This window comes from Hydrogenophaga crocea (assembly GCF_011388215.1).
Lineage (GTDB): Bacteria > Pseudomonadota > Gammaproteobacteria > Burkholderiales > Burkholderiaceae_C > Hydrogenophaga > Hydrogenophaga crocea.
Genome location: NZ_CP049989.1, coordinates 1466739 through 1489266, shown reverse-complemented (window position 1 = coordinate 1489266; position 22528 = coordinate 1466739). Strand labels below are relative to the sequence as shown.

The following is a 22528-nucleotide window of genomic DNA, read 5'->3' as shown; positions in this document are numbered from 1 at the left end:
CCGTTATCAACTGAACTACTCCGAAGGTTACGGAGTGCTGGCCTACACAACATTCCAATAATTGGCCGAAATGGTTGACATAGAGCCGATGACACAGGCACGCCCATCGAAACAGGGATGGCAGCTCATTCAGCACGGAAAATTGAACGCCAAGAGGGGAGTAGGCCGGGAGATCCCCGCCGCTCGGCCCCTCAAGTGTCAAAGAGAGGATCGCATCGTCAGAAGTGGCGATGCGAGCTCCAGCGCCGGCGGCCGTCATCGTCAGAACTGGCGATGGGGCCCTCGGTGCATCGTCGGACGTGGCGATGGTCGACCATGGCCCGGACATGGCCAGCCTCGCCGGAGATGACGATGCTGCAGCTCGACGTAGCGCGCGAAAGAAAGGCCGATCTCATGACGTGGCCAGGGCATTGAATTGAACTGTTGTATGTTGTAGCGCGCTACAACATACAACATACAACATCTTATTGACACTTGAGGGGCGCAGCGTTTTAGCCGCTAAAAAGAACCGGCCGGAGCTGACCGCCCTTCTGGCGTACAACTCGGCCGCAGGCCGACCATCGGCAAGGACTTGGCGTCGCCCTAAAGGGCGGCGGCAAGTGCCGCGCCTAGTGGATGATCTTGGAAGATCATGGATGGAATTTGCGGACTAGCCGCAAGCCCGCGCCGTTGCTCTGTTTTCCGGTTTGAGGCGGGGAACGTTGCTACGGGTGAAGGGGAACGTTGCTACGGAGCTTGGGGAACGTTACTACGGGCTTCGGCCTGCCAATTTCCCACTTCCCTGCCGCATACTCGCTGACCTTCCATCCCACGGTGGCAAGCTCGGCCAGAGCCTTGCGGGCCTTCTGGCGGCGCTTCTTCATGGCCTCGGCGTTCGCCTCGTCCGGCCAGACGTAGCCAGCAAGGGTATCGAGTTCCACGCGCCCGGCTTTGCCGGGGTCGATCCAGCCGCATAGCCGTTGGTGAATCAGGCGGGCCGGGTCGGTTTGCAGCGCCCGCACCTCGACCATCTCGATGCGGGTATATGGGCGCCGCCCAAGAATCGCCTCTGCAATCTGAGGATTCAACGCGACAAACAGCCGTCCGTCATCCTCATCGAAGGCATAGCTCATCAGGTGAAAAGACCTTTGCCGGCTTCCCTTGGTGAGCACCACCGTCACGTTTGCCATGCGCAGCAAGCACGCCTTGATCGCCCGGATGTTGTCACCGCCATCGGTCAAGCCGATTTCGCCTAGCAGGCGGGTCATGCTCTCTCGCACGACCAGCGCATCCTGCCCCACCGCGTCGAACTTCGGCTCAAGGAATAGACGGAGTTGCTTCGGCAAGTCCGCTGTTGGCTCTGGCGTCAGGATGATGCCCTTCGGCCCTCCAAGAGCCACAAGACCTTGCAGCAGCCGCATGTCATCAGCGCCAAGAGGCTCGAAACCGACGAACCGCGCTTGTTCAGTCCCGGCGTAGTGATACGTCACATCGAGCTTGAGTTTCTTCCGTTCACCGCGCTTGAGACTGCGGAACAAGCCGGGGACCAAGCAGTGCATTGGGTCGTGCCTGGCATGGGTGAGGTCAAAAGCCATCGCCTCGCCTCCGACTATTACGTCTTTCCTCATTCCTGCTGGCCTCATACAGCTCCACCGGCACCAGCACGCCGCCGGCGTGCCGCATGTACCAGCGATCAAGCGGCGTGGCGTCGTAGTTCTGCTTGCTGACGCCGAAACGCACGAAGAAGCCGCGCCGCTCATCGCCGATGGGCTGCCGGTCATGGGCGCGGTCGCTGAGGCGCTTCGCCTCGTCCTCAGTCATGCGGGCGACGTAACCGCACCACCTGGCGTTGTCGATCAGCGCGGACGCGCCACGCGCGGCCTGCTGCTGGTCGGTCTGCCCTTCGCGGGCGCTTCCTTTGCTGACGTGGTGCAGGTAGAGCACGGATGCGCCCGTGGTAGCCGCGACCTGCTCCAGCACGGCCACGAGGTGGGCCATGTTGCCGTTGCTGTTCTCATCGAGGGCGTGGATGCGGCTCAGGGTGTCCAGCACGATCAGCCTCGCCCCGGCGCTGTACTCGATGACGCGGCGCAAGTGAGCCTCGTCCATGACGTTCAGGCGCTTGCCCATGATCGGCTCAAGCACGAGGTTCTCGGCGATGGCTTGGCGGGCTGTATGCCCAAGGTGCTGGCCGATGGCGTGAATGCGCCGGACAAGCGCGGGCGGCGGGTCTTCCCCGGCCAGATAGACCACGCGCCCGGTGTGTGCGGGGGCCAGGCCCACGAGGTCGCCGCCGGCAACGCTGCATGCGATGCTCATGGCCGCTTCCAGCGCCCAGAAGCTCTTGCCCGTGGCCCCTGGGGCGACGAGCGCGCCGACGGTTCCCGCGAGGAAGCCCGGCCATATGAAGTCCAGCACCGGCGGTTCGCACTCGAACGCCGCCAGGACGTCAATCGCCACGACTCAGTTCCCCGTTCCGTACAGGGATTCGTCGCTCAGCACCTCGGCGATCTGCGAGGTTCGAAAGTAGACGCGCCGACCGATCTTCAAGCGAGCCTTGTTGATTCGCCCCGCCCATTCGCTCGTCGTGCGCAAACTGACCCGCAGGCCATCCGGTGATCGATCCAGGACGGAGGCGAGCTGTGCCATGCTCAGCAGCGGGCCGAAGCGTTGCAGTAGCGTGTCTTCTATCGTCATTGCGTAAACCTCCGTTATCAACTGAATTGCTACGAAGGTTAGGCGTTATTGGGGGTTGCCTACATCTTATTAGTTGTCCAAAATGGTTGACATGAAGAACGATCCAACCATTGTCATCTGGGAAGGCTGCGATCCCACTGTCTCGGAAGCCATCGGGCAGTTTGAGGATCGCTGGCGGCCGTATTCCGCCTCCTCGCGGCGCTACCCCATCGTTGGGCTGTTACAGGAACTTATTGACCCCGCCGTGGCTGCGTACACGGCGACGCTGCCACAACGCTACTTGGGCCATATCCCCGGAGCAGGAACAGGGGTGAGCTTCAGCGGAATCATTCGACTGATTGGACTTGATGCGATGGTTCGCATGCAGCGGCAGTTGCTGCGCCAGTTCATCAAAACGGAGGATAGGCAGACGCCAAGAGATCGGCGGTTTGTTGCAACACTCGAATCGTTGATCGGGCTTGTATGGGACTGCGCCTGCAAACGGCCGGTGAAGTCGAAGGTGCGCGACACCCGACTGAATGGCGAACGCCTCCAGGGGTTCTGCCGGTTCTGCGGATCACTCGCCGAGCTGACCTCATTCGCCGGCGGGAGCGATGATCCGAAGGCGGACGATCCAGAGGAAAGGCTTCGACTAAGCAGCCTGTATTGCCTGGATCACCGGCCTAAATTGCCGAGCGGCGCATGGAACCCTGTCTACAGACAAGCAAGGCGATCCCTCGCGCAATTCGACCTCGAACTGGCGAGACTCAACCAGCAATGCGCGAAGCCGGCCACTGCCCAAGTGAAATCGGGCGATCAACTGGTTGACAGCTACTTCTTCCACTATGTCGCAGGCCAGACCTTACAGCCGGCGGACAAGGCAGAGCTGCGCAATCAAGCACGGCTGATGGTGGACTCAAAGCTATCGGATCGCAAAAAGCAGATGCTGATGCTCCAGCGGTCTGGACTCAACCAGTCGGAGATTGCGCGAAAGCTAGGTATAGAACGCCAAGCCGTATCGAAGGCACTGACGTCGATCCCTGCGATGTTCCACTTGAGTTCAAAGTCGCGCTCGCGGCGTCAACCAAATTGACCAACTAATAGGACGAAACAATCCGCATTCACAGGCACCATCAGGCACATGTTCGCAAGTGACTGAAAGAGGCCAAGGGATGCAGACAACGACAAGTAAGACGCTCATCAACCGCAAGAAGCTACTGGCGATGATCCCGCTGTCTGAGCGCACGATTTTCAATATGGAGCAGCGGGGGGAGTTTCCGCGTCGCATTGCGCTCACCAGCCGAAACGTCGCCTGGGACTTGGCCGAGGTCGAGGAATGGATCGAGGCGCGCAAGGCATCGGGCACTCAGGCCATGCGTCCCGGCTTCACCCCGTCGGTCGCAGCAGCCACTTTTTAGCGGCTAAAACGCTACGCCCCTCAAGTGTCAATGAAACCCGGGGCCATGCCTCGATGTTCGGGCAGGCGAGCGAACTGTAATCTTCTGGCTTACGCCTTCGGCCGCTTCAGTGTCCATTCGTCGATCATGTCCGCCCAGTCTTGCAACATCGCCGTCCGCTGCTCGCGGTACTCGGCCTTGTTGTAGACGGCCCTGACGCCTCGCTGCTCGTGCGCAAGGCACTTCTCAATCCAGTCCGTGTTGTAGCCGGCCTCATGCAACAACGTGCTGGCCGTGCGCCGCAAGTCATGTGGCCCGAACTTGGCGAGCGACTTCCCTTCCTTCTGCGCCAGCCGATACGTCAGCGTCAGCACCTGGTTGAGCGTGGCGCTGCTCATGGGCAAGTCCGAGTCGTACCGCGACGGCAACACGTAGTCCGATCCGCCGGCAAAGGTCTTGAGGGCAATGAAGATGTCCAACGCCTGCCGGGACAGGAACACCAGGTGCGGATTGCGTCGCTTCATCCGCTCCTTCGGGATGGTCCAAAGCGCCTCGCTGAAGTTGATCTCGCTCCAGGTCGCGTTGGTCAGCTCGCTCTTGCGCACCATCGTCAGCAGCAACAACTTGGCGGCAGCCCGAATGGATGGCGTTGTGCCGATGCGCTCCATGTACTGATACATCAGACCGATCTCGTCGGGCGTCAGCGCACGGTCGCGCGGCTCGAACTTGGCGATAGTCGTCGGCCGCACCAGCTCTGCCGGGTTCTCGACCTTCTGGCCGCGCTCGATGGCCCAGCGAAAGACCTGCAACATCACCTCGCGAGCATGCACTGCGGTCGCCGGTGCACCGCGCTCCACGATGGCATCGGTCAGCGCCCGCAAGTCCTCGTGGGTGATCTCTCCCAGTTTCTGATTGCCGAATTTCGGCTTCAGCTCGCGCTCGTAGACTGAACGGCGCATGTCGCGGGTGGAGTCAGCCATTTGGTAGCCGCGCAGCCACTTTTCCGCCCACGCCCCGAACGTCTCCGCATCCTTGACGCGGGCCTTGTCCCGAGCCTTCTCTTTGGCCGGCGACTTCCCGGCTGCGATCATCTTCTTAGCCTCTCCCAACCGCTCGCGGGCTTCCGCAAGGGTGATGCCGCCGACGCCATAGCGGCCGAAGGTGATGGTCTCCTGCCGACCGTGGATCGAGTAGTTGTAGCGGAACGAGATCGCCCCAGCGGGCGTGACGGCCACATAGAGGCCGTCACGGTCATTTTCCTTGTAGAGCTTGTCCCTCGGCTTGAGGTTACGCAGCTTGGTATCGGTCAGCATGGTTCTCGCCCTGATTCGGCTTAAATACCATGATCTGGAACCAACCCCACCTTGGCGTAAAAACACAATGAAATCATTGCACTACGCTATATCAATACCATGATCACCAGAAAGGCGGTTACATGGCATCGGCGGCATCTCATGGCATCGAAGCATTCAATGCCATTCATCATGCCATGAAAAAACGGTGCTTGGCGATACCAAAGATTGCCAGCCAGTGCCGGAAGAAATCACAAAAAAGCCCGCAGTGACGCGGGCTTAGGTGTGTTTTCGTGCTACTCGGTGCCAGCCGATGCCAGACGCCAAATCACTCCCACTCGATCGTCGCCGGCGGCTTGCTCGACACGTCGTACGTCACCCGGTTGATGCCGCGCACCTCGTTGATGATACGGCCCGAGACGCGCTTGAGCAGGCTGTAGGGCAGCTCGGCCCAGTCGGCGGTCATGAAGTCGCTGGTCTGCACCGCGCGCAGCGCCACCACGTAGTCGTAGGTGCGGCCGTCGCCCATCACGCCCACGCTCTTGACCGGCAGGAACACGGTGAAGGCCTGGCTGGTCAGGTCGTACCAGCTCTTGCCCGAGTTCGGTTCGATGGTGGAGCGCAGCTCTTCGATGAAGATCGCGTCGGCGCGGCGCAGCAGGTCGGCGTAGTCCTTCTTCACCTCGCCCAGGATGCGCACGCCCAGGCCTGGGCCCGGGAAGGGGTGGCGGTAGACCATGTCGTGCGGCAGGCCCAGGGCCACGCCGAGTTCGCGCACCTCGTCTTTGAACAGGTCGCGCAGCGGTTCGAGCAGCTTCAGGCCAAGCTGCTCGGGCAGGCCGCCCACGTTGTGGTGGCTCTTGATGGTCACGGCCTTCTTGCTCTTGGCCCCACCCGACTCGATCACGTCGGGGTAGATGGTGCCTTGCGCCAGCCATTTCGCGCCCTGCTTGGACGCGCCGCTCGCGGTGAGCTTGGCCGCTTCGGCCTTGAACACCTCCACGAACAGGCGGCCGATGATCTTGCGCTTCTGCTCGGGGTCGCTCACGCCGGCCAGTTCGCCCAGGAACAGCGCGCTCGCGTCCACCCGCACCACCTTGGCGTGCAGCTTGCCCGCGAACATGTCCATCACCATGTCGCCCTCGTTGAGGCGCAGCAGGCCGTGGTCGACGAACACGCAGGTGAGCTGGTCGCCGATGGCGCGGTGGATCAGGGCCGCGGCCACCGAGGAATCGACGCCGCCCGACAGGCCCAGGATCACCTCTTCGTCGCCCACCTGGGCGCGGATTTTCTCCACCGCCTCGGCGATGTGGTCGCGCATGACCCAGTCGGCGTTGGTGCCGCAGATCTCGAGCACGAAGCGCTCGAGGATGGCGCGGCCCTGCACCGTGTGCGTGACCTCGGGGTGGAACTGCACCGCGTAGAAGCGGCGCGTCTCGTCGGCCATGCCGGCGATGGGGCAGCTGTCCGTGCTGGCCATGAGCTTGAAGCCCGGGGGCAGCTCGGTGACCTTGTCGCCGTGGCTCATCCACACCTTGAGCATGCCGTGGCCTTCGGGGGTGGTGAAGTCGGCGATGTCCTTGAACAGCGCGGTGTGGCCGCGCGCGCGCACCTCGGCGTAGCCGAACTCGCGCGTGTTCGAGCCCTCGACCTTGCCGCCGAGCTGCTGCGCCATGGTCTGCATGCCGTAGCAGATGCCCAGCACCGGCACGCCCAGCTCATACACCGCGTCGGGGGCCTTGTCGTCCACCTCGTACACGCTCGCGTGGCTGCCCGACAGCACGATGCCCTTGAGGTGGCCGTCGGCCGCGAATTCGCGCACCCACTCGCTGCTCACGTCGCAGGGGTGGACCTCGCAGTACACGTGCGCTTCGCGGATGCGGCGCGCGATGAGCTGGGTGACCTGGGAGCCGAAATCGAGGATGAGGATCTTGTCGTGCTGCATGTTCGTGGGGCGGGTCGGCGGGAGAAATGAAAAAGGCCGTCGCTCGCGACGGCCTGTGGAACGGCTGGGCTCAGTCCGCTCGGTAGTTCGGGGCTTCCTTGGTGATCTGCACGTCGTGCACGTGGCTCTCGCGCATGCCGGCCGCGGTGATCTGCACGAACTCGGCGCGGTCCTTCATCTCCTGGATGGTGGCGCAGCCGCAGTAGCCCATGCTGGCGCGCACGCCGCCCGCGAGCTGGAAGATGATGGCCACGACCGAGCCCTTGTAGGGCACGCGGCCTTCGATGCCCTCGGGCACGAGCTTGTCGGCGTTGGGGTTGCCGGTGCTGCTCTCCTGGAAGTAGCGGTCGGCGCTGCCCTGCTGCATGGCGCCAATGGAGCCCATGCCGCGGTAGCTCTTGTAGCTGCGGCCCTGGTAGAGGATGACCTCGCCCGGCGCTTCTTCGGTGCCCGCGAACATGCCGCCCATCATCACGGTGCTCGCGCCCGCGGCGATGGCCTTGGCGATGTCGCCGCTGTAGCGGATGCCGCCGTCGGCAATGAGGGGCACGCCCGTGCCCTGCAGCGCGGTGGCCACGCTGTCGACCGCCATGATCTGGGGCACGCCCACGCCCGCCACGATGCGGGTGGTGCAGATGGAGCCCGGGCCGATACCGACCTTGACCGCGTCGGCGCCGGCCTCGACCAGCGCCAGCGCGGCCGCGCCGGTGGCGATGTTGCCGCCGACCACGTCGACCTGCGGGTAGTGCTGCTTGACCCAGCGCACGCGGTCGATCACGCCCTTGCTGTGGCCGTGCGCGGTGTCGACCACGATGGCGTCGACGCCGGCCTTGACCAGCGCCTCGACGCGCTCTTCGGTGCCTTCACCCACGCCCACCGCCGCGCCCACGCGCAGGCGGCCGGCGGCGTCACGCGCCGCGTTGGGGAAGTTGAGTTGCTTGGTGATGTCCTTGACGGTGATCAGGCCCTTGAGCTCGAAGGCGTCGTTGACCACCAGCAGCCGCTCGAGCTTGTGCTTGTTGAGCAGGGCCTTGGCTTCTTCGGGCGTGGTGCCTTCGGGCACGGTGATCAGGCGCTCGCGCGGCGTCATGATCTCGCGCACCGGCAGCTCGTAGCGGGTTTCGAAGCGCAGGTCGCGACCGGTGACGATGCCGACCACGCGGCCCGCGTCGACCACGGGGAAGCCCGAGACACCGAGCTCGTCGGACAGCTTCATGACCTGGCGCACCGTGGTGTCGGGCGCGATCACCACCGGGTCGCGCAGCACGCCGCTCTCGTAGCGCTTGACCTTGGCCACGTGCGCCGCCTGTTCGGCGGCCGAGAGGTTCTTGTGGATGATGCCCATGCCGCCCTCTTGCGCGATGGCGATCGCCAGGCGGGCCTCGGTCACCGTGTCCATGGCCGCGGACACAAGAGGCAGGTTGAGCTGGATGTTGCGGGAGAAACGGGTGGCCAGCGAAGTGTCCTTGGGCAGGACCTGGGAGTACGCGGGCACCAGCAAGACGTCGTCGAACGTGAGCGCGTTGCCGAGGAGGCGCATGAGGGGGATCTCCAAAAACGGCATTGTACCCAGGCCCTCCGGGCCTTCGCCGCGCGGGGCCATGGCGGGCCTGCCGTCCGGGCTGCCCCAGGGCCGCTTGGGCGGGCGTCCTTGACGGCCCGCCGCCCCCGCGTTCTACACTGCCCGGATGCGCAAACCCCACCGCCCCCACCGCCTCCTGGCCCAGGCATCGCTGGCATTGGTCACCGCCCTGGCGCTGCCCGCCGCCCTGGCGCAGTGGCAATGGATCGACAGCACCGGCCGCAAGGTGTTCAGCGACACCGCGCCGCCCGCGGGCACGCCGGACAAGAACATCCTCAAACGCCCCGGGCAGACGAGCCCCATGGCGCCCGTTGCGCCGGCGGCGCCCGCCGAGCCCACCGCGGCCAGCCCGGCCGCGCCCGCCGCCCCGAAGCTGCCCGCCAAGGACAGCGAACTGGAAGCGCGCAAGAAGCAGGCCGAGGCAGCCGAAGAGGCCAAGCGCAAGGCCGAGGCCGAGCGCGTGGCGCGCGCCCGCGCCGACAACTGCAACCGCGCCACCCAGGCCCGCAACACGCTCGACTCGGGCATGCGCGTGGCCATCACCAACGCCAAGGGCGAGCGCGAGTTCATGGACGACAAGACCCGCGCGAGCGAGCGCCAGCGCATCGAGCAGATCATCCGCAGCGAGTGCGGGCCCGCGCCCGCGGCGCAGTGAACGCCGGCCCGCGCCGGGTTCAGTAGCCGGCCTTGGAATTCGGACGGCGTTTGGCGAACAGGCCCGCCGAGCGCGCGCCCTGCCCCACGAAGCGCTCGCGCCGCGCCACCTTGGGGTCCACGCGCAGACCGCGCAACAGCTCCACCCGGTCGCCCTCGCGCAGCGGCTGCCCGCCCGCGCAACGCCGGCCCCAGACCGCCAGGCTCAGGCCGTCCACCGCAGCGAAGCGTTCGTGCCAGCCCGCGGCCCTCAGGGCGTCGGCCACGGTGGCGCCTTCGGCCACGTCCACAGCGGCTTCGTGCACCTCGCGCGGTCCGCTCGCGAACACCAGGGTCACGCGCATGCCTCAGGCCTCGCCGTAGACCTGGTCGGCCCGCTTCACGAAGGCATCGACCAGGCTGCCCGCGATGCGGTCGAACACCGGGCCCACCACGGCCGCCAGCGTGCCGCTCGAAAAACCGTAGCGCAGCGTGAACTCCACCTTGCACGCGCGCTGGCTGCCGTCACCCAGCGGCGTGAACAGCCAGCGGCCATCGAGCTGCGAGAACGGGCCGTCGACCAGCGCCATGTGGACCTCGCGGTCTTCGACGTGCAGGTTGCGTGTGGTGAAGCTCTGCTGCAGACCCGCGATGGCCATGCCCACGCGGGCCACCATGCCGTCATCGAGGCGTTCGATCACGTCGGCGCGGTCGCACCAGGGCAGAAAATGGGGGTAGTGCTGCACATCGGTCACCAGCGCGAACATCTCGTGCGCGCTGTGCCACAGCAGCACCGACTTGTTGATGGTTTTCATACAATGCCGGTCCCTCGCGCCCCGCTGCCGGGGCACTCGAAAGGTCGCGCTGATTCTAGGTGGCCTTGCAGCACAGGCCCTCAGGCCCCAGATAGAAGCCCATGGCCACCTCCCAGAAATCCAAGCCCGGCACGGGCGACAGCCGCATCGCCGACAACAAGAAGGCGCTGTTCAACTACGCCATCGAGGAACGCTACGAGGCGGGCATGGTGCTGCAGGGCTGGGAAGTGAAGGCCCTGCGCGAGGGCAAGGTGCAGCTCACCGACGGCTACGTGGTCATCCGCGAAGGCGAACTGTTCCTCATCGGCTGCCAGATCAACCCGCTGCGCACCACCAGCACCCACGTGAGCGCCGACAGCGTGCGCACCAAAAAGCTGCTGCTGCACAAGGAGCAGATCAACCGGCTCGTGGGCAAGGTCGAGCAGAAGGGCTTCACGCTGGTGCCGCTGAACCTGCACTGGAAAGGCGGCCACGTGAAGTGCGAGATCGCGCTGGCCAAGGGCAAGGCCGAGCACGACAAGCGCGACACCATCAAGGAACGCGAGGGCAAGCGCGAGGTGGAGCGCGCCATGAAGCACCACCAGCGCTGAGGCGCTCGGCCACGAGCTCGCCGATCGCCAGGCAGCTCGTGAGCCCGGGCGATTCGATGCCCAGCAGGTTCACCAGGCCCGGCAGCCCGTGCTCGGCGGGGCCTTGCACCACGAAGTCGGCCGCGGGTTCGTGCGGCCCGCTGATCTTGGGCCGCATGCCCGCATAACCCGGCAGCAGCGCGCCGTCGGGCAGACCGGGCCAGTAGCGCCGCACCTCGGCGTAAAAGGCTTCACCGCGCGCCGGGTCCACCTGCAGGTCGGCGGGGTCGTCGACCCATTGCACATCGGGCCCGAACTTGGCCTGGCCGCCCAGGTCGATCGTGAGGTGCACGCCCAGGCCGGCCAGGTGCTTGTCGGGCTCGGGCGCGGGGTAGATCAGGCGCGTGAAGGGCGAACGCCCGCTCAGCGTGAAGTAGCTGCCTTTGGCGTAGAACGGCCGCGGCACCAGGCCCGCGGGCATGCCCTCGATGGCCTGCGCCAGCGCGCAGGCCTGCAGGCCCGCGGCGTTCACCACGCGTTCGGCGAGCAGTTCGGTGCCGTCGTCGGCCTGCAAGCGCCAGGCCGTGCCGTCGCGCAGCACGGCGTGCACGTTGGCGTGCAGCGCCACCAGGCCGCCCGCGTGTTCCAGGTCGCCCTGCAGCGCGAGCATCAGGCCGTGGCTGTCGACGATGCCGGTGGACGGCGACAGCACCGCGCCGCGGCAGTCGAGCGCAGGCTCCAGCGCGCGGGCCTCGTCGGCCGTGAGCAGGCGCAGATCGTTCACGCCGTTGCCGGCCGCGCGCGCCACGATGCCGGCCAGAGCGCCCTGCTGCGACGGCGTGTTCGCCACGATGAGCTTGCCGCAGCGCCGGTGCGCGATGCCCCGCTCGGCCGCATAGTCGTAGAGCAGTGCCTTGCCGCGCACGCACAGGCGCGCCTTGAGCGAGCCGGCCGGGTAGTAGATGCCTGCGTGGATCACCTCGCTGTTGCGCGAGCTGGTGCCGGTGCCGATGGCGGCCTCGCGTTCGAGCACCCAGACCTCACGCCCTTGCAGCGCGAGCGCGCGCGCCACGGCCAGGCCGACCACGCCGGCGCCGATCACCACCGTGTCCACGCGCTCCAGGCTCACCGCGCGCGCTCCATGAGTTCGCGCAGCCGCGCCGCCGGCACCGCGTAGGCGATGCCCGAGGGCTGGCTCAGCGCCGACTCGCGCGTGCCCTTGAGCAGCACCATGTTCATCACGCCCACCACCTCGCCGGTCTCGGGGCGGAACAGCGGCCCGCCGCTGTTGCCGGGGTAGGCCACGGCGTCGAGCTGGAAGAGCGAGAAATTGCCCGAGCGCAGGCCGCGGATGGCGTTCTCGCGCAGCCGCTCGGCATCGGGGCTGGGCAGCAGCGCCGCGGTGATGCTCGACACCATGGCGCGGTGCACCACGTGCGAGTAACCCAGCAGGTTGCCGATCGGAAAGCCCATGAACGCCAGGTCATCGCCCTCGCGGACCTTGCCGGAGTCGCCGATCGGCAGGCCGGGGCCGATGGCGCTGTCGAGCGTGAGCAGGGCCAGGTCGCTGCGCTCGTCGAGCGCGCCCAGGTGCACCGGGTGGCGCGCCCAACCGCCGTCGGGCCGCAGCACCTGGACCACCAGGTCGGCGTCGGCGCCCGGCAGCACGTGCGAACACGTGACCACCTGCTGGCCGCGGCCGATCAGAAAGCCGCTGCCGCGCAGCTGGAAACGTGGCGTGTCGGTTTCGCGGTAGGTGCCCACGAGCACGACCGAAGGCTTGACGCGTGCCACCGTGTCCGCCATGCCGGCGGCCCGCCCTCTCAGGGGCGCGGCGATGGCGGCGGCGCCCATGGCCAGCAACTCGCGTCGGCGCATGATCAACCGGCTTTCGGGGGGCTGCGCCAGGCCATCACGGCCTTTTGCAGCAGGTGGCGCGCCAGCAGCAGCGGCGGCATGCGCAACCAGTGGCCGCGCAGGTACAGCGCGCTGCGCGACACGGTTGTCAGGGCACTGGCGAACAGCGGGTGGTCGGGTTGCAGGGCTCGCCGGTACAGGGCGTCCACCAGCGGCTGGCGCCAGCGCGCGCGGCCCTGCGAGGCCAGCCAGCCGGCCGCGGCCGCGGGCGTGGGCCATTCAAGCACCTGGTCCAACTGGCGCAGGGCCTGGGCAAGCGGGGCCTGCCAGCCCAAGGCGTCGGCGCGCGCCAGCAGCGCGGGCCAGAAGGCGCTGTCGCGACCCAGTTCGTCGAGCAGCAGCTGCAGATCGACCAGGCCGCGCAGCCCCATCTCGAGCTCGCCTTCGGTGTAGAGGTGGGCGGCGCTGTGCAGCACCAGGTCGGCGGGCCCGAGCGCGCAGACCCCGGGCCAGCCGGGCAGCGGACGAGCGGCGGCCAGGATGGCGTCCATCTGCGGCGGCAGCGCGCCCGACAGCGGCACCAGCGCATGGTGCACATCGAGCACGGTGCCGCGCCGCAGGTGGCGCATGGGGGGCAGCTCGTGCATCCAGGTGCGGTAGTAGTGCTGGTCGTAGGCGTCGGGCTTGGTGCTGACCCACCCATGGATCATGAGCACCGATTCGGCCTCGCCCAGGCGCGCGCGCGGCACCAGGATGTCGATGTCCGACACCATGCGGCCCTGCCCGGCCTGCATACCGCCCAGCACGTAGGCCGAGCCCTTGAGCAGCACCAGCGGCAGGCCGATGCGGCCGAACAGCGGCTGCAGCCGGCGCACCTCGTGCCGCAGCTCGTCGTGCTGGCGCAGCGACAGCCGCCGGGCGGCGTCGAAGTGGCGCCACACCGGGGCGGGAAGCTCGGTGTCCAGGCCGGCGCCCGCCAGGCGCTCGGCCATGCGCGCCAGCAGGTCGGCGCGGCGGCCGACGCGCACCACCAGATCCCACTGCGCCAGGCTCAGGCCGCGCGCGCTCGAGGGCTCGCGCAGCAGCTGCACAACGGGTCGCAGGGCCGGGTGCATCAAGCGCCGGCCCCTTCGTCCACCGCGGCACGGCGCTGCGCCTGCACGAGCGCGTCGAACCAGGCGGCGGCCTCGTCGAGATCGCCATAGCTCAGACGCAGCGTGTCGCAGGCCTCCACGGTGGCGGCCAGCCGCTCGAAGCCCTGCGGCCCGTGCACGTGGTAGTTGAAGCTGTTCGAGGTGAATTCCACCAGCGCCGTCGGACGGTCCAGCGCTTCGGTCGTGAGGGAGGCGCCGGCGCTGAAGCGCGGCAGCACGATCCAGCGCGGGGTGGCACGCTCATGGGCGCGCGCCAGGCTGTCGGGCGAGGCCTGCAGGTGGGCCACCATGCCCTTGGCCGTGTCGTGCGCCACCGGGCCGATCACCGCACCGGGCACGCGCTGCGAGATCACCTCGATGGAGCGGTTCTTCAGGCTGATGGGCCTCGGCGACGCGGTGAGCCCGCCGTGTCCGGGATCGATCAGCGCAAGTTCATCGGACAGCAGCCGCCAGCCCTGGTGCATAAGCCACGCGCAGAGCGTGCTCTTGCCCGAGCCGGGCGGGCCCGGCAGCAGCACGGCGAGGCCGTCGCGCTCGAGCACGGCCGCGTGGATGGTGATCCAGCCGTGGCAATGGCTGGTGACGCACCAGTTCAGCCCCCACTCGAACAGCGCAAAGGCCTCGCCGCGCGCGAGCGGCGTGAACGGGCGCATGCCGTCCACGTCGAGCTCGCACAGGGCGCCGCTCCAGCCGCGGCGCGGCACCAGACCGATGTGGAAATCGCAGAACGCCTCGGTCGCATCGAGCACGGCATGGGCTGCATACAGCCGGTGCACGCCATCGGCCACCACCGGTATGGGGCTGCGCAGGTGGACGTTGAACGGTGGAATGGCCAGCACCACGCCGGGGCCGGCCAGGCGTTCGCCGAGCTCGGCGCGGCTCAGATCGCCCACGCGCAGCGCCGCGCTCATGCCACCACCCGCTCCAGCAGGCCCAGGTGTTCGAAGTGCAAGAGCTGCTGTCGCACGCCGTCCACCTCGTCGGTCTCGGGGGTGTCCTGCAGCATGCGGCGTGCGAGGTCGTCGGGGGTGTGCTCAGCGCCGTCGAGCATCAGGGCCAGCAGTTCGGCCGCGACCGCGGTGAGCGCGTGAAGGCTGCTGTCGGCGGCGTCGTACACCACCGAACCTTCGGGCCAGGATTTCAGGACAAGGGCGTCGGGGTGCCGGCAGATCCAGCGGTCTTCGGACGCCTCGGCGGTCACAGGAAGGAAGGGCCGTACACCGTGTCGAAGTAGGCCATGGTCTGGGCCAGGGTCCAGGTGGTGCCGGCGAACGGCGACCACACGCCCTGGTTGTTCCAGATCGCCTGGCACTGGCTGGTCGTGAGCATCACGACGGTCGGGTCGTTGCGGTAGGCCACCGCGGTGAGGTACGCCGCGACCACGTGGCGCGCCAGCGCCGCGTTGTACTGGTTGCCGCCCATCTCGAGCACCTGCTGCAGCGACTTGCCTGCATAAGCGCTGCCCGGGTTGGCGACGAAGCCAGTCGTGGTCGAGATGAATTGCGTCGCGGTCTTGAAGTTGCGCTCGAGACCGGCGTTGTTGTTCTTCCAGTAGCCGTGCGAGCGGCACTCGTAGTCGGTCTTGATCTCGCGCTGCGCGCTCACCTTCATGTTGGCCGCACGCAGCGACGAGAAGGTGGACGGCTTGACGCACGAATGGTCGCCGGCCAGCACGGTGTTGCTCTTGACGGCAGCGACCACGGGCGCCGCACTCAGGCCGGCCCGCACGATCTGTCGGCGCGACAGGCCTCCACGGGGCGCGGGGCGCTGGGGGGTCGGTTCTTGGGTCGGTTGGGTCATGCTGGGCCTCTCTTGGCTGACACCCTGGGGAGCATCATGGATACCCCCGCGGTTTGGGCGGATTCTACGTCGTTCTGTAGCAAAAAGTAATCGGTTGGGGCCCGGCGGCGGCCTTATTGCGCACCTTTGCCGGTCAGCACCACGCCGACCGTCTCGAAAAGCACCACCAGATCAAGGAACAACGAGTGGTTCTTCACGTAGTACAGGTCGTACTGGAGCTTCTCGGCCGTGTCTTCGACCGTCGCGCCGTACTGGAAGCGCACCTGCGCCCAGCCCGTGACACCGGGCTTGACGCTGTGCCGCACCGCGTAAAAGGGAATTTCCTGGACCAGCTTCTCGACGAAGAAGGCGCGCTCGGGGCGCGGGCCCACCAGACTCATGTCGCCGCGCAGCACCGACCAGATCTGGGGCAGCTCGTCGATGCGCAGCTTGCGAATGACCTTGCCGACGCGGGTGACGCGGCTGTCGCCCGCCGTGGCCCAGCGCGGCACGCCGTCTTTCTCGGCATCGGTGCGCATGCTGCGGAACTTCACGACGTCAAAAGGCTTGCCGTTCAGGCCCACGCGCTCCTGGCGGTAGAAGATCGGGCCCGGGCTTTCGAGCTTGATGATGATGGCCGTGACCAGCATCACCGGCAGCGACACCAGCAGCAGCACCAGTGCGCCCAGCAGGTCGAACAGCCGCTTGATGGAGGAACGGATCACGCCCTGGTTGAAACCCTCGCCGAAAATGAGCCAGCCCGCCGACACCGCGTCCAGGCGGATCTGGCCGACGTTCTGCTCGTAGAAGGTGGCGATGTCGGTCACGCGCACCCCGCTGAGCTTGCAGTCGAGCAGCTCGCGCATGGGCATGCTGCCGCCGCGCCGCTCCGACAGCGCCACCACGATTTCATCCACGCGCTTGGCGGCCACCACGTCGGCCAGCCGTGGCGCGGGTGGCAGGATCGCTTCGTTCGGCACCACCTGCTCGCGCTCGTTGGGGCCGGCCAGGTAACCGCAGAGCTCGGCGTTGGCGCCGCGGCGGCTGAGGCACTTGCCCACGGCATGGGCGCGTTCCCCCGTGCCGAACACCAGCACGCGCCGCTTGGCGACCGACTTGGGCAGGAATTCGCCGGCCACCACCTGGTAGATCAGCAGCCCGGCCGTGACCATCATGATCAGCACCACCGACCAAGTGCGGCCGTAGAAGGCCTGCAGCGGCATGAGCAGCAGCACGCCCACCACGAACAGGGTGGTCAGGCAGAACGACACCAGCGAGCGGGCGATCGCTTGGCGCGTGCTCAGGCTGCTGTGGCGGTCGTAGAAGCCCAGGGCCGAATTGATCGCGAGGAAGCCCACCCCCATGATCAGGCCGCGCACCAGGCCCTGGCTGATCTGCGTCGGGTTCAGGTCGGCCGGTTCGGACAGGGCGATGAGGGCCCCGAGGAACACGCCCGCCACGAGCGACACGTCCAGCAGCAGCTGGAACACCGTGCGCCGGTCGAAGTAGTGGTTGAAGATCTTGATCACGCGGTCTTGCCGAGGGCATCGGTGATGCCCGCATCACGGCGGCTGATGTAACCCGGTCGAGGATAACGGTCGCTACAAGTCAGAACAATCGTTTACATCCTGACTTTGTGTGATGTTTTTGGCTTCAACTGCAGGCACATGCCCAGACCGAGCCAGACCAGCAGCATCAGGCGCGGCATTTCAGCGCTGCTGATCAAAAGCCCGAGCAGGCCCAGGGCCAGCGCGGCCGCCAGCATGCCGGGCGCGGCCGACCAGGGGTCGGCGCGGCTGGCCCGCCAGCCTGCCAGCAGGGCAGCGCCGAGCAGCACGAGCAGGCCTGCCAGGCCCGGCGCGCCGCGTTCCAGCAGGAACTCCAGGTAGAGGTTGTCGACATGCCAGGGCTCGAACCGCCCCTGGGCTGCTCCCACCCAGCGCGCCGCACCGTCACTGAAATCGGAGTTGGCCAGGCGCTGCCGGCCGCTCGTGTCCCACAGCTCCAGCCGGTCCACGCGCACCGTGGCGCCAGGGGTCAGCACCGACACGCCCAGCATGGCGGGCCGAACGGAGGCGAGCCAGCCGTCGCGCTCGAAGGCGCTGCCGCGCAACACCGTCTCCACCAGCGGCGCGGGCGAGGCGCCGGCGTCGCTCGCCGGCACCTGCACACGTCGCCACTGGCAGCGCCGGTCGTAGAGCAGGTGCCGCTCGCAAACGCTCAGCAGCAGCGTGGCCGGCTGCGACGCCGCGATGGCCCAGCGCACGGTATGGCCGCCGGGTTGGAGCCCGTAGAGGCGCTGCGACAGGCCGAACAGGTGGCCGATGCGGGGGTCGCTCAGCGGGCCGCTGAGCCAGGGGCGCACGCCGCCCTGCCCCTCGCGCCGCCATTCGAGGCGCCCGGGGAATTCGCCCTCGCCCGGCACGGCGCCGTAACGCGCGGGCAGTTGTCCCGCACCCAGCCCCCAGCCGATCGGGCGGTCCGCGAGGGTATCCAGCGCGCGGCCCCAGTGCTGCAGGCGCGAGCCGAGGTCGCCCGCGGACGTGGCCAGGCGCTGCTGCAGATCGGAACCCATGTACAGCCCCCAGCCGAGCTGCGCGGTGAGCAGGCCCGCGAACAGCGCCCAGCGCCAGCGCTGCCGGCGCGACCAGCCCGGCGTGGGCCAGCGCGCCGCGCAGGCGAGCAGCAGCACGATCGCCACCGCGGCCGCGACCACGAGCGCCCGCGATTGCGTGGCCACCAGCACCTGCAAGGCCAACAGGTGCAGCCCGGCCAGCACCCACCAACGCCGGCCTGGGCGCTCGCGCAGCAGCGCCCAGGCGGTCAGGGGCAGCGTGCAGGCCAGGTAAACGTCGATCGCTCCGCCGCCCAGGCGCATCTCCCAGAACCAGCCGACGGCGCGGTAGCCAGGCAGCGCCAGCGGCCAGCCGCTGAAACCCACGAGCTCCAGCAGCACCGTGCCGCCCACCAGGGCCAGTCCCAGGGCTTGGCCGAGCGTCCAGCGCCAGGCCAGGCGCTCCGCATCGCCGGCGTGCGCCGCGAGCCACAAGGGCAACAGCAGCGAGGCCCACACGAAGGCCTTGCTCGCAGGCCACAGCAGGCCCGGCTCGGCTGGTGGCGCGGCCCCCCATACCGGGGCCGCACCGCCGAGCAACACGAGCGCGCCGCACAGCCAGAACACCGCCAGGCGCCGCGTCAAGCTGGGCAGCCCGGCGTCGGCGCTGCGAACGGCCAGCCGCGCCAGGACGCCCGTGGCCGTCGCGAGCACGAGCAGGTCGGTCTCCTCGGCGGCCCAGGGGCCCGTTTGCAGGCCCAGGTCCACCACCGGCAGCAGGCTGGCGAACACCACCACCGAGCCGGTTGGCCGGGCAGCGGCCAGTGCGGCGATCGCGATGAAGGCCACCACCGCCCAGCCCGGGCCCAGGGGGTGCTGGCCGGCCCACCAGAGGCCCAGCCCCGCCGCGCCCAAGGCGCCCAACAGGGCCGCGATGCGCCAGGCGCCACCGCCACGCAGATGTGCGACCATCGGATTAAATGTATCCAAAGGAAACAGTCCGAACATGTGTGATTTTGACCTCACGCATCCCCCTTCCGAGGGAAACACCCCCTTTGGCCACCCCCTGCTGGCGGGCCGGCAACCTACATCCTGAATCGGTGATGACACAAAGCCGTGGAACCATCGCGCCGCTGGCGGCGTGTTGACCTCGCGAATGCGCGATCCCGCGCCGCCCGCTCCCCCGCTTCCCCGACATCCGCGCAGACCTTCATGCGCTGGCCGTGGTTGTGCCGTACCTGCTCTTTCTTCATCATCGATGAACCCCAACGCCGGCGCTTCGCCTTCGATCAATCGCTCGCGGATGCTGTGTTCGCTGCTCGCTACCCTGGCTTTGTCTGCCTGCGGCGGCGGTGGCGGCACCCCCACCGAGATCAGCCGGTCGACCCCCGCGCCCGCGCCCTCCTCCGGCGTGCCCTCGCCCGCCCCGGCGCCAGCCCCCGCGCCTTCGCCGGCGCCTTCCGGTTCGCCCGCTCCCTCCCCGGCCCCCGCGCCTGCCCCAGCCCCCGCGCCTTCGCCGGCCCCTGCGCCGGCCGCCGGCGCCGCCGGCCTGGCTTGCGCCAGCGGCGCGATCACCTGCATCGAGGTGTCGGCCGCCAGCGCGCAGACCAGCGTGCCCGTGACCTTCGGGCAGCCTTTCAAGCGCGGTGATTGGTCCAGCAACACCCAGGGCCTGGTGGCACGCGACGCCGCGGGCAACACCGTGCCGCTGCAGGCCGACGAGATTTCCACCCACAGCGACGGCTCGGTGCGCTTTGCCGTGCTCAGCGCGCAGCTCAACAACCTGGCGGCCAACACCCCGCGCATCGTCAACTTCTACACGGCCGCCAAGACCACGCCCAGCGTGACGCTGCCTGCGGCGCCCAACTGGAACCTCAAGGTCACCGCCACGCTGTCCGACGGCAGCGTGCTCACCGCCGACCCCCAGGCCCAGCTCGTGCAGCAGATCGCCTCGGGCAGCAACCGCCGCCTCCACGGCCCCGTGGCCAGCGAGTTCACCGTGGTCGCGCCCATGATGCGCGCCAACGGCACCGCCCACCCGCACCTGGTGGCGCGGCTGCACACCCGGCTCTACGACAACGGCACGCGCTTTCGCACCGACGTGGTGATGGAGAACACCCGCACCTTCACGGCCAGCCCCTCCAACATCACCTACTCGCTCAACGTCACGGCCAACGGCAGCACGCTGCTGAGCCAGCCCAGCTTCACCCACTACCACCATGCGCGCTGGCACAAGGTGGTCTGGAGCGGCGGCGTCAACCCCAATGCCCGGGTGCGCCACCACATGCCCTACTTCCTGGCCTCGCGGGCGACGTGGAACTACAACCTCGGGCTCAAGATCCCCGAGACCACGCTGGCCAACGAAGCCAAGTACCTGGCCGCGGCCCAGACCGGCCCGATGCAGCCGGCGCTGCTGGACACCAACTTCCCCGGCACCGGCGGGCGCCCGGAGATCGCGCCCGTGCCGCGCTGGACCGCGCTGTACCTGATCACCCAGGACGACCGCGCCCGCGCCTCCATGCTGGCCAACGCCGACGCCGCCGCGGGCGTGCCCATCCACTACCGCGACGAGAACACCGGCCACCCGGTGAGCATCGACGGCGCCAACGCCAACCTCAGCCTGAAGTACGGCACCTCCAGCCCGGCGGTTCCGGCGGGCATCGGCTCGACCATCTGGGAACCCGATGGCGCGCACCAGGGCTCGTTCTCCTACATCCCGTACCTGGTCACGGGCGACGCGTTCTACCTCGAGGAGGCCATGTTCTGGGCCGGCTGGAACATCGCCGCGGCCGACCCGTACTACCGCGATGGCGGCAAGGGCATCATCAAGGCCGAGCAGGTGCGCGGGCAGTCCTGGGGCCTGCGCTCGATGGCCGAGGTGGCCTTCGCGCTGCCCGACGCGCACCCGAAGAAGGCGTACTACCGCACCATCTTCAACAACAACCTCAGCTGGTTCGCCGACACCTACGGCAAGTTCACCGCGCCCTGGATCTCGCCCATGGGGGCCGTGGTCTCGCAGTACAACAACGACCAGTCGCCGTCGTACGAGAGCGACTTCATGACCATCGTGCTGAGCTGGCTCAGCGAGAACGGCGAGACGCCGGCCACCACGGCGCTGACCAACATCGCGCGCATGCAGGTCGATCGCTTCATGGCCGAGTCGCAGGGCTTCTGCACGGCCAAGGCGCCGGGCTACTGGCTCAACGTGAAGAACGCCTCGGGAGCCTACGTGACCACCTGGCGCGACTACTACACGCTCAACTACGGTGCGCCGCCCAGCTCCTGCGCCGGTGTGGCCGTCGAGGGCTACCCCGACTGGGGCGCCGGTTACGCCGCCGTGGCCCGTGCCATGCTGGGCTCGGCCGCCAACGCCGGTGTGGCCAACGCGGCGGCCGCCTACACCCGCTGGGTCGGCTTCACGCCCCTCATCGACACCGGCTCGGCCGGCTTCCTCACCGAACCCCAGTACGCCATCGTGCCGCGCTGAGAACCGTCACAGCATCGGCCGCAGCTCGCGTGCGGCCTCCTGCAGCAGCGGCAACAGGTCGCGCAACAGCGCGTCCTCGCCCATGCGGTCGGGTGAGACCACCACATTGAGGGCAGCCAGCGTGCTGCCCTTCATGTTTCTGAGCGGCACCGCCAGGGCCAGCACGCCCAGCTCGTGCTCTTCGCGGGCGATGGCGAAATCGTCGCTGCGCGCCTGCTCGATGCGCGCGCGCAGCGCCTTCGGGTCGACGATGGTGCCGGGCGTGAGCCGCGGCAGTTCGCGGCCGCGCACCCAGGCATTGAAGGCCGTGGGCCGCATGGCCCCGAGCAGCACGCGGCCGGTGGACGTGGCGTGCGCCGGCAAGCGCGTGCCCAGGTGCAGGCCGTAGGGCAGCAGGCGCTGCGCCTGCGGCGAGGCGCTGCGCGCCACGATCACCACCTCGTCGCCGTCGAGCACCGCCACCGAGAACGACTCGCGCGACAGCAGGGCCAGCCGGTTCAGCGTGGGCTGCACCAGGCGCGGCAGCCGCGCCGACGCCAGGTAGCTGCCCGAAAACCGCAGCACCTTGGGCGCGAGCCAGTAGTGGCTGCCGTCGGTGTCGAGGTAGCCCAGGTGCGCGAGCGTGAGCAGGTGCCGGCGCGCGGCCGCGCGCGTGAGGCCGGCGCGCTCGGCGGCCTGCGTGGCGTTCAGCCGCTGGCGCTCGGTGTCGAAGCTCTCGAGCACCGAGAGCCCTTTGGCCAGGCCTTCGATGTAGTCGGCGCGTGCGATGGCGAGTTCGGTCACCGGGGCCTCCGAAAGTTTGCGCGATG

At 68.0% G+C, this 22528-nt stretch carries 22 protein-coding genes; 5 read left to right on the top strand and 17 right to left on the bottom strand.

Translation table 11 applies throughout. The features are described 5' to 3' along the window. Positions 1-704 precede the first annotated feature (704 nt). From repC to G9Q37_RS07110, 3 genes are read right to left on the bottom strand one after another with little or no spacing between them, the layout of a single operon-like run. Entirely contained in the window at positions 705-1574 is an 870-nt protein-coding gene (repC, locus tag G9Q37_RS07120) for a replication protein C, IncQ-type (RefSeq protein ID WP_166226522.1), read from the bottom strand. Next, positions 1564-2439: a helicase RepA family protein gene (locus G9Q37_RS07115; RefSeq protein WP_166226519.1), complete on the bottom strand. Its 876-nt coding sequence runs from the start codon at positions 2437-2439 to the stop codon at positions 1564-1566. Before G9Q37_RS07115 ends, repC begins: the two co-directional genes overlap by 11 nt. Positions 2440-2442: 3 nt before the next feature. Next, on the bottom strand, positions 2443-2676 hold the full coding sequence (locus G9Q37_RS07110; protein WP_033996783.1) for an SPRY domain-containing protein: 234 nt from the start codon (positions 2674-2676) through the stop codon (positions 2443-2445). A gap of 91 nt (positions 2677-2767) precedes the next feature. Between G9Q37_RS07110 and G9Q37_RS07105 the strand changes: the two genes are divergently transcribed. Continuing rightward, positions 2768-3748, top strand: a complete 981-nt coding sequence (locus tag G9Q37_RS07105; RefSeq protein WP_240936558.1) for a LuxR family transcriptional regulator — start codon at positions 2768-2770, stop codon at positions 3746-3748. Positions 3749-3827: 79 nt separating this feature from the next. Beyond that, positions 3828-4073, top strand: a complete 246-nt coding sequence (locus G9Q37_RS07100) for a helix-turn-helix transcriptional regulator (RefSeq protein WP_015649464.1) — start codon at positions 3828-3830, stop codon at positions 4071-4073. Positions 4074-4162: 89 nt separating this feature from the next. Here the strand turns inward: G9Q37_RS07100 and G9Q37_RS07095 are convergent, their stop codons facing one another. The 3 genes from G9Q37_RS07095 to guaB all read right to left on the bottom strand — a co-directional run bounded on the left by G9Q37_RS07095 (position 4163) and on the right by guaB (position 8829). Beyond that, complete coding sequence (locus tag G9Q37_RS07095) at positions 4163-5365, bottom strand: tyrosine-type recombinase/integrase (RefSeq protein WP_166226515.1); 1203 nt, start codon at positions 5363-5365, stop codon at positions 4163-4165. A gap of 307 nt (positions 5366-5672) precedes the next feature. After that, on the bottom strand, positions 5673-7289 hold the full coding sequence (guaA, locus tag G9Q37_RS07090; RefSeq protein ID WP_166226513.1) for a glutamine-hydrolyzing GMP synthase: 1617 nt from the start codon (positions 7287-7289) through the stop codon (positions 5673-5675). A gap of 70 nt (positions 7290-7359) precedes the next feature. Then, on the bottom strand, positions 7360-8829 hold the full coding sequence (gene guaB, locus G9Q37_RS07085; protein WP_166226511.1) for an IMP dehydrogenase: 1470 nt from the start codon (positions 8827-8829) through the stop codon (positions 7360-7362). 148 nt (positions 8830-8977) lie between these two features. On the opposite strand from guaB, the gene G9Q37_RS07080 reads away from it, so the two are divergent. Continuing rightward, positions 8978-9526, top strand: a complete 549-nt coding sequence (locus tag G9Q37_RS07080; protein ID WP_205710732.1) for a DUF4124 domain-containing protein — start codon at positions 8978-8980, stop codon at positions 9524-9526. A gap of 19 nt (positions 9527-9545) precedes the next feature. Here G9Q37_RS07080 and G9Q37_RS07075 read toward each other — a convergent pair whose 3' ends face one another. After that, positions 9546-9869, bottom strand: coding sequence for an RnfH family protein (locus G9Q37_RS07075; RefSeq protein ID WP_166226509.1), 324 nt, complete (start codon positions 9867-9869; stop codon positions 9546-9548). A gap of 3 nt (positions 9870-9872) precedes the next feature. Continuing rightward, entirely contained in the window at positions 9873-10319 is a 447-nt protein-coding gene (locus G9Q37_RS07070) for a type II toxin-antitoxin system RatA family toxin (RefSeq protein WP_166226507.1), read from the bottom strand. Positions 10320-10420: 101 nt separating this feature from the next. Between G9Q37_RS07070 and smpB the strand changes: the two genes are divergently transcribed. Next, complete coding sequence (gene smpB, locus G9Q37_RS07065; protein ID WP_166226505.1) at positions 10421-10909, top strand: SsrA-binding protein SmpB; 489 nt, start codon at positions 10421-10423, stop codon at positions 10907-10909. On the opposite strand, the gene G9Q37_RS07060 is transcribed toward smpB, so the two are convergent. From G9Q37_RS07060 to G9Q37_RS07025, 8 genes are all read right to left on the bottom strand, one after another. After that, the gene (locus tag G9Q37_RS07060) at positions 10851-12017 is read right to left on the bottom strand and encodes an NAD(P)/FAD-dependent oxidoreductase (protein ID WP_166226503.1); all 1167 of its coding nucleotides are present in this window, start codon (positions 12015-12017) and stop codon (positions 10851-10853) included. The two genes, smpB and G9Q37_RS07060, sit on opposite strands and share 59 nt — an antisense overlap. Continuing rightward, positions 12014-12766 (bottom strand): S1C family serine protease, encoded by a 753-nt coding sequence (locus tag G9Q37_RS07055; protein ID WP_166226501.1) that lies wholly within the window; start codon positions 12764-12766, stop codon positions 12014-12016. Before G9Q37_RS07055 ends, G9Q37_RS07060 begins: the two co-directional genes overlap by 4 nt. Positions 12767-12768: 2 nt before the next feature. Next, on the bottom strand, positions 12769-13860 hold the full coding sequence (locus tag G9Q37_RS07050; protein ID WP_240936636.1) for a nucleotidyltransferase domain-containing protein: 1092 nt from the start codon (positions 13858-13860) through the stop codon (positions 12769-12771). Then, positions 13860-14810, bottom strand: coding sequence for an HprK-related kinase A (locus tag G9Q37_RS07045; RefSeq protein WP_166226497.1), 951 nt, complete (start codon positions 14808-14810; stop codon positions 13860-13862). The genes G9Q37_RS07050 and G9Q37_RS07045 overlap by 1 nt, the downstream gene beginning before the upstream one ends. Continuing rightward, a complete protein-coding gene (locus G9Q37_RS07040; protein WP_166226495.1) occupies positions 14807-15100 on the bottom strand; it encodes a hypothetical protein in 294 nt (97 codons plus the stop codon). The genes G9Q37_RS07045 and G9Q37_RS07040 overlap by 4 nt, the downstream gene beginning before the upstream one ends. Then, positions 15097-15699, bottom strand: coding sequence for a hypothetical protein (locus G9Q37_RS07035; protein WP_166226493.1), 603 nt, complete (start codon positions 15697-15699; stop codon positions 15097-15099). Before G9Q37_RS07035 ends, G9Q37_RS07040 begins: the two co-directional genes overlap by 4 nt. A gap of 113 nt (positions 15700-15812) precedes the next feature. Then, the gene (locus G9Q37_RS07030) at positions 15813-17207 is read right to left on the bottom strand and encodes a TIGR03013 family XrtA/PEP-CTERM system glycosyltransferase (RefSeq protein ID WP_166226491.1); all 1395 of its coding nucleotides are present in this window, start codon (positions 17205-17207) and stop codon (positions 15813-15815) included. A gap of 92 nt (positions 17208-17299) precedes the next feature. Then, positions 17300-19204, bottom strand: coding sequence for an O-antigen ligase family protein (locus G9Q37_RS07025; RefSeq protein WP_166226489.1), 1905 nt, complete (start codon positions 19202-19204; stop codon positions 17300-17302). 613 nt (positions 19205-19817) lie between these two features. On the opposite strand from G9Q37_RS07025, the gene G9Q37_RS07020 reads away from it, so the two are divergent. Beyond that, entirely contained in the window at positions 19818-21719 is a 1902-nt protein-coding gene (locus G9Q37_RS07020; protein WP_240936635.1) for an RIFT barrel domain-containing protein, read from the top strand. Between the two features lie 6 nt (positions 21720-21725). On the opposite strand, the gene G9Q37_RS07015 is transcribed toward G9Q37_RS07020, so the two are convergent. Next, the gene (locus tag G9Q37_RS07015; RefSeq protein ID WP_166226487.1) at positions 21726-22502 is read right to left on the bottom strand and encodes an IclR family transcriptional regulator domain-containing protein; all 777 of its coding nucleotides are present in this window, start codon (positions 22500-22502) and stop codon (positions 21726-21728) included. Between the last annotated feature and the right edge of the window lie 26 nt (positions 22503-22528).

Bases quoted from the DNA above. Each gene is read 5' to 3' on its own strand.
- repC (WP_166226522.1), bottom strand. From the start codon at position 1,574: ATGGCTTTTGACCTCACCCATGCCAGGCACGACCCAATGCACTGCTTG.
- G9Q37_RS07110 (WP_033996783.1), bottom strand. From the start codon at position 2,676: ATGACGATAGAAGACACGCTACTGCAACGCTTCGGCCCGCTGCTGAGC.
- G9Q37_RS07105 (WP_240936558.1), top strand. From the start codon at position 2,768: ATGAAGAACGATCCAACCATTGTCATCTGGGAAGGCTGCGATCCCACT.
- G9Q37_RS07100 (WP_015649464.1), top strand. From the start codon at position 3,828: ATGCAGACAACGACAAGTAAGACGCTCATCAACCGCAAGAAGCTACTG.
- G9Q37_RS07095 (WP_166226515.1), bottom strand. From the start codon at position 5,365: ATGCTGACCGATACCAAGCTGCGTAACCTCAAGCCGAGGGACAAGCTC.
- guaA (WP_166226513.1), bottom strand. From the start codon at position 7,289: ATGCAGCACGACAAGATCCTCATCCTCGATTTCGGCTCCCAGGTCACC.
- guaB (WP_166226511.1), bottom strand. From the start codon at position 8,829: ATGCGCCTCCTCGGCAACGCGCTCACGTTCGACGACGTCTTGCTGGTG.
- G9Q37_RS07080 (WP_205710732.1), top strand. From the start codon at position 8,978: ATGCGCAAACCCCACCGCCCCCACCGCCTCCTGGCCCAGGCATCGCTG.
- G9Q37_RS07075 (WP_166226509.1), bottom strand. From the start codon at position 9,869: ATGCGCGTGACCCTGGTGTTCGCGAGCGGACCGCGCGAGGTGCACGAA.
- G9Q37_RS07070 (WP_166226507.1), bottom strand. From the start codon at position 10,319: ATGAAAACCATCAACAAGTCGGTGCTGCTGTGGCACAGCGCGCACGAG.
- smpB (WP_166226505.1), top strand. From the start codon at position 10,421: ATGGCCACCTCCCAGAAATCCAAGCCCGGCACGGGCGACAGCCGCATC.
- G9Q37_RS07055 (WP_166226501.1), bottom strand. From the start codon at position 12,766: ATGCGCCGACGCGAGTTGCTGGCCATGGGCGCCGCCGCCATCGCCGCG.
- G9Q37_RS07050 (WP_240936636.1), bottom strand. From the start codon at position 13,860: ATGCACCCGGCCCTGCGACCCGTTGTGCAGCTGCTGCGCGAGCCCTCG.
- G9Q37_RS07045 (WP_166226497.1), bottom strand. From the start codon at position 14,810: ATGAGCGCGGCGCTGCGCGTGGGCGATCTGAGCCGCGCCGAGCTCGGC.
- G9Q37_RS07035 (WP_166226493.1), bottom strand. From the start codon at position 15,699: ATGACCCAACCGACCCAAGAACCGACCCCCCAGCGCCCCGCGCCCCGT.
- G9Q37_RS07025 (WP_166226489.1), bottom strand. From the start codon at position 19,204: ATGGTCGCACATCTGCGTGGCGGTGGCGCCTGGCGCATCGCGGCCCTG.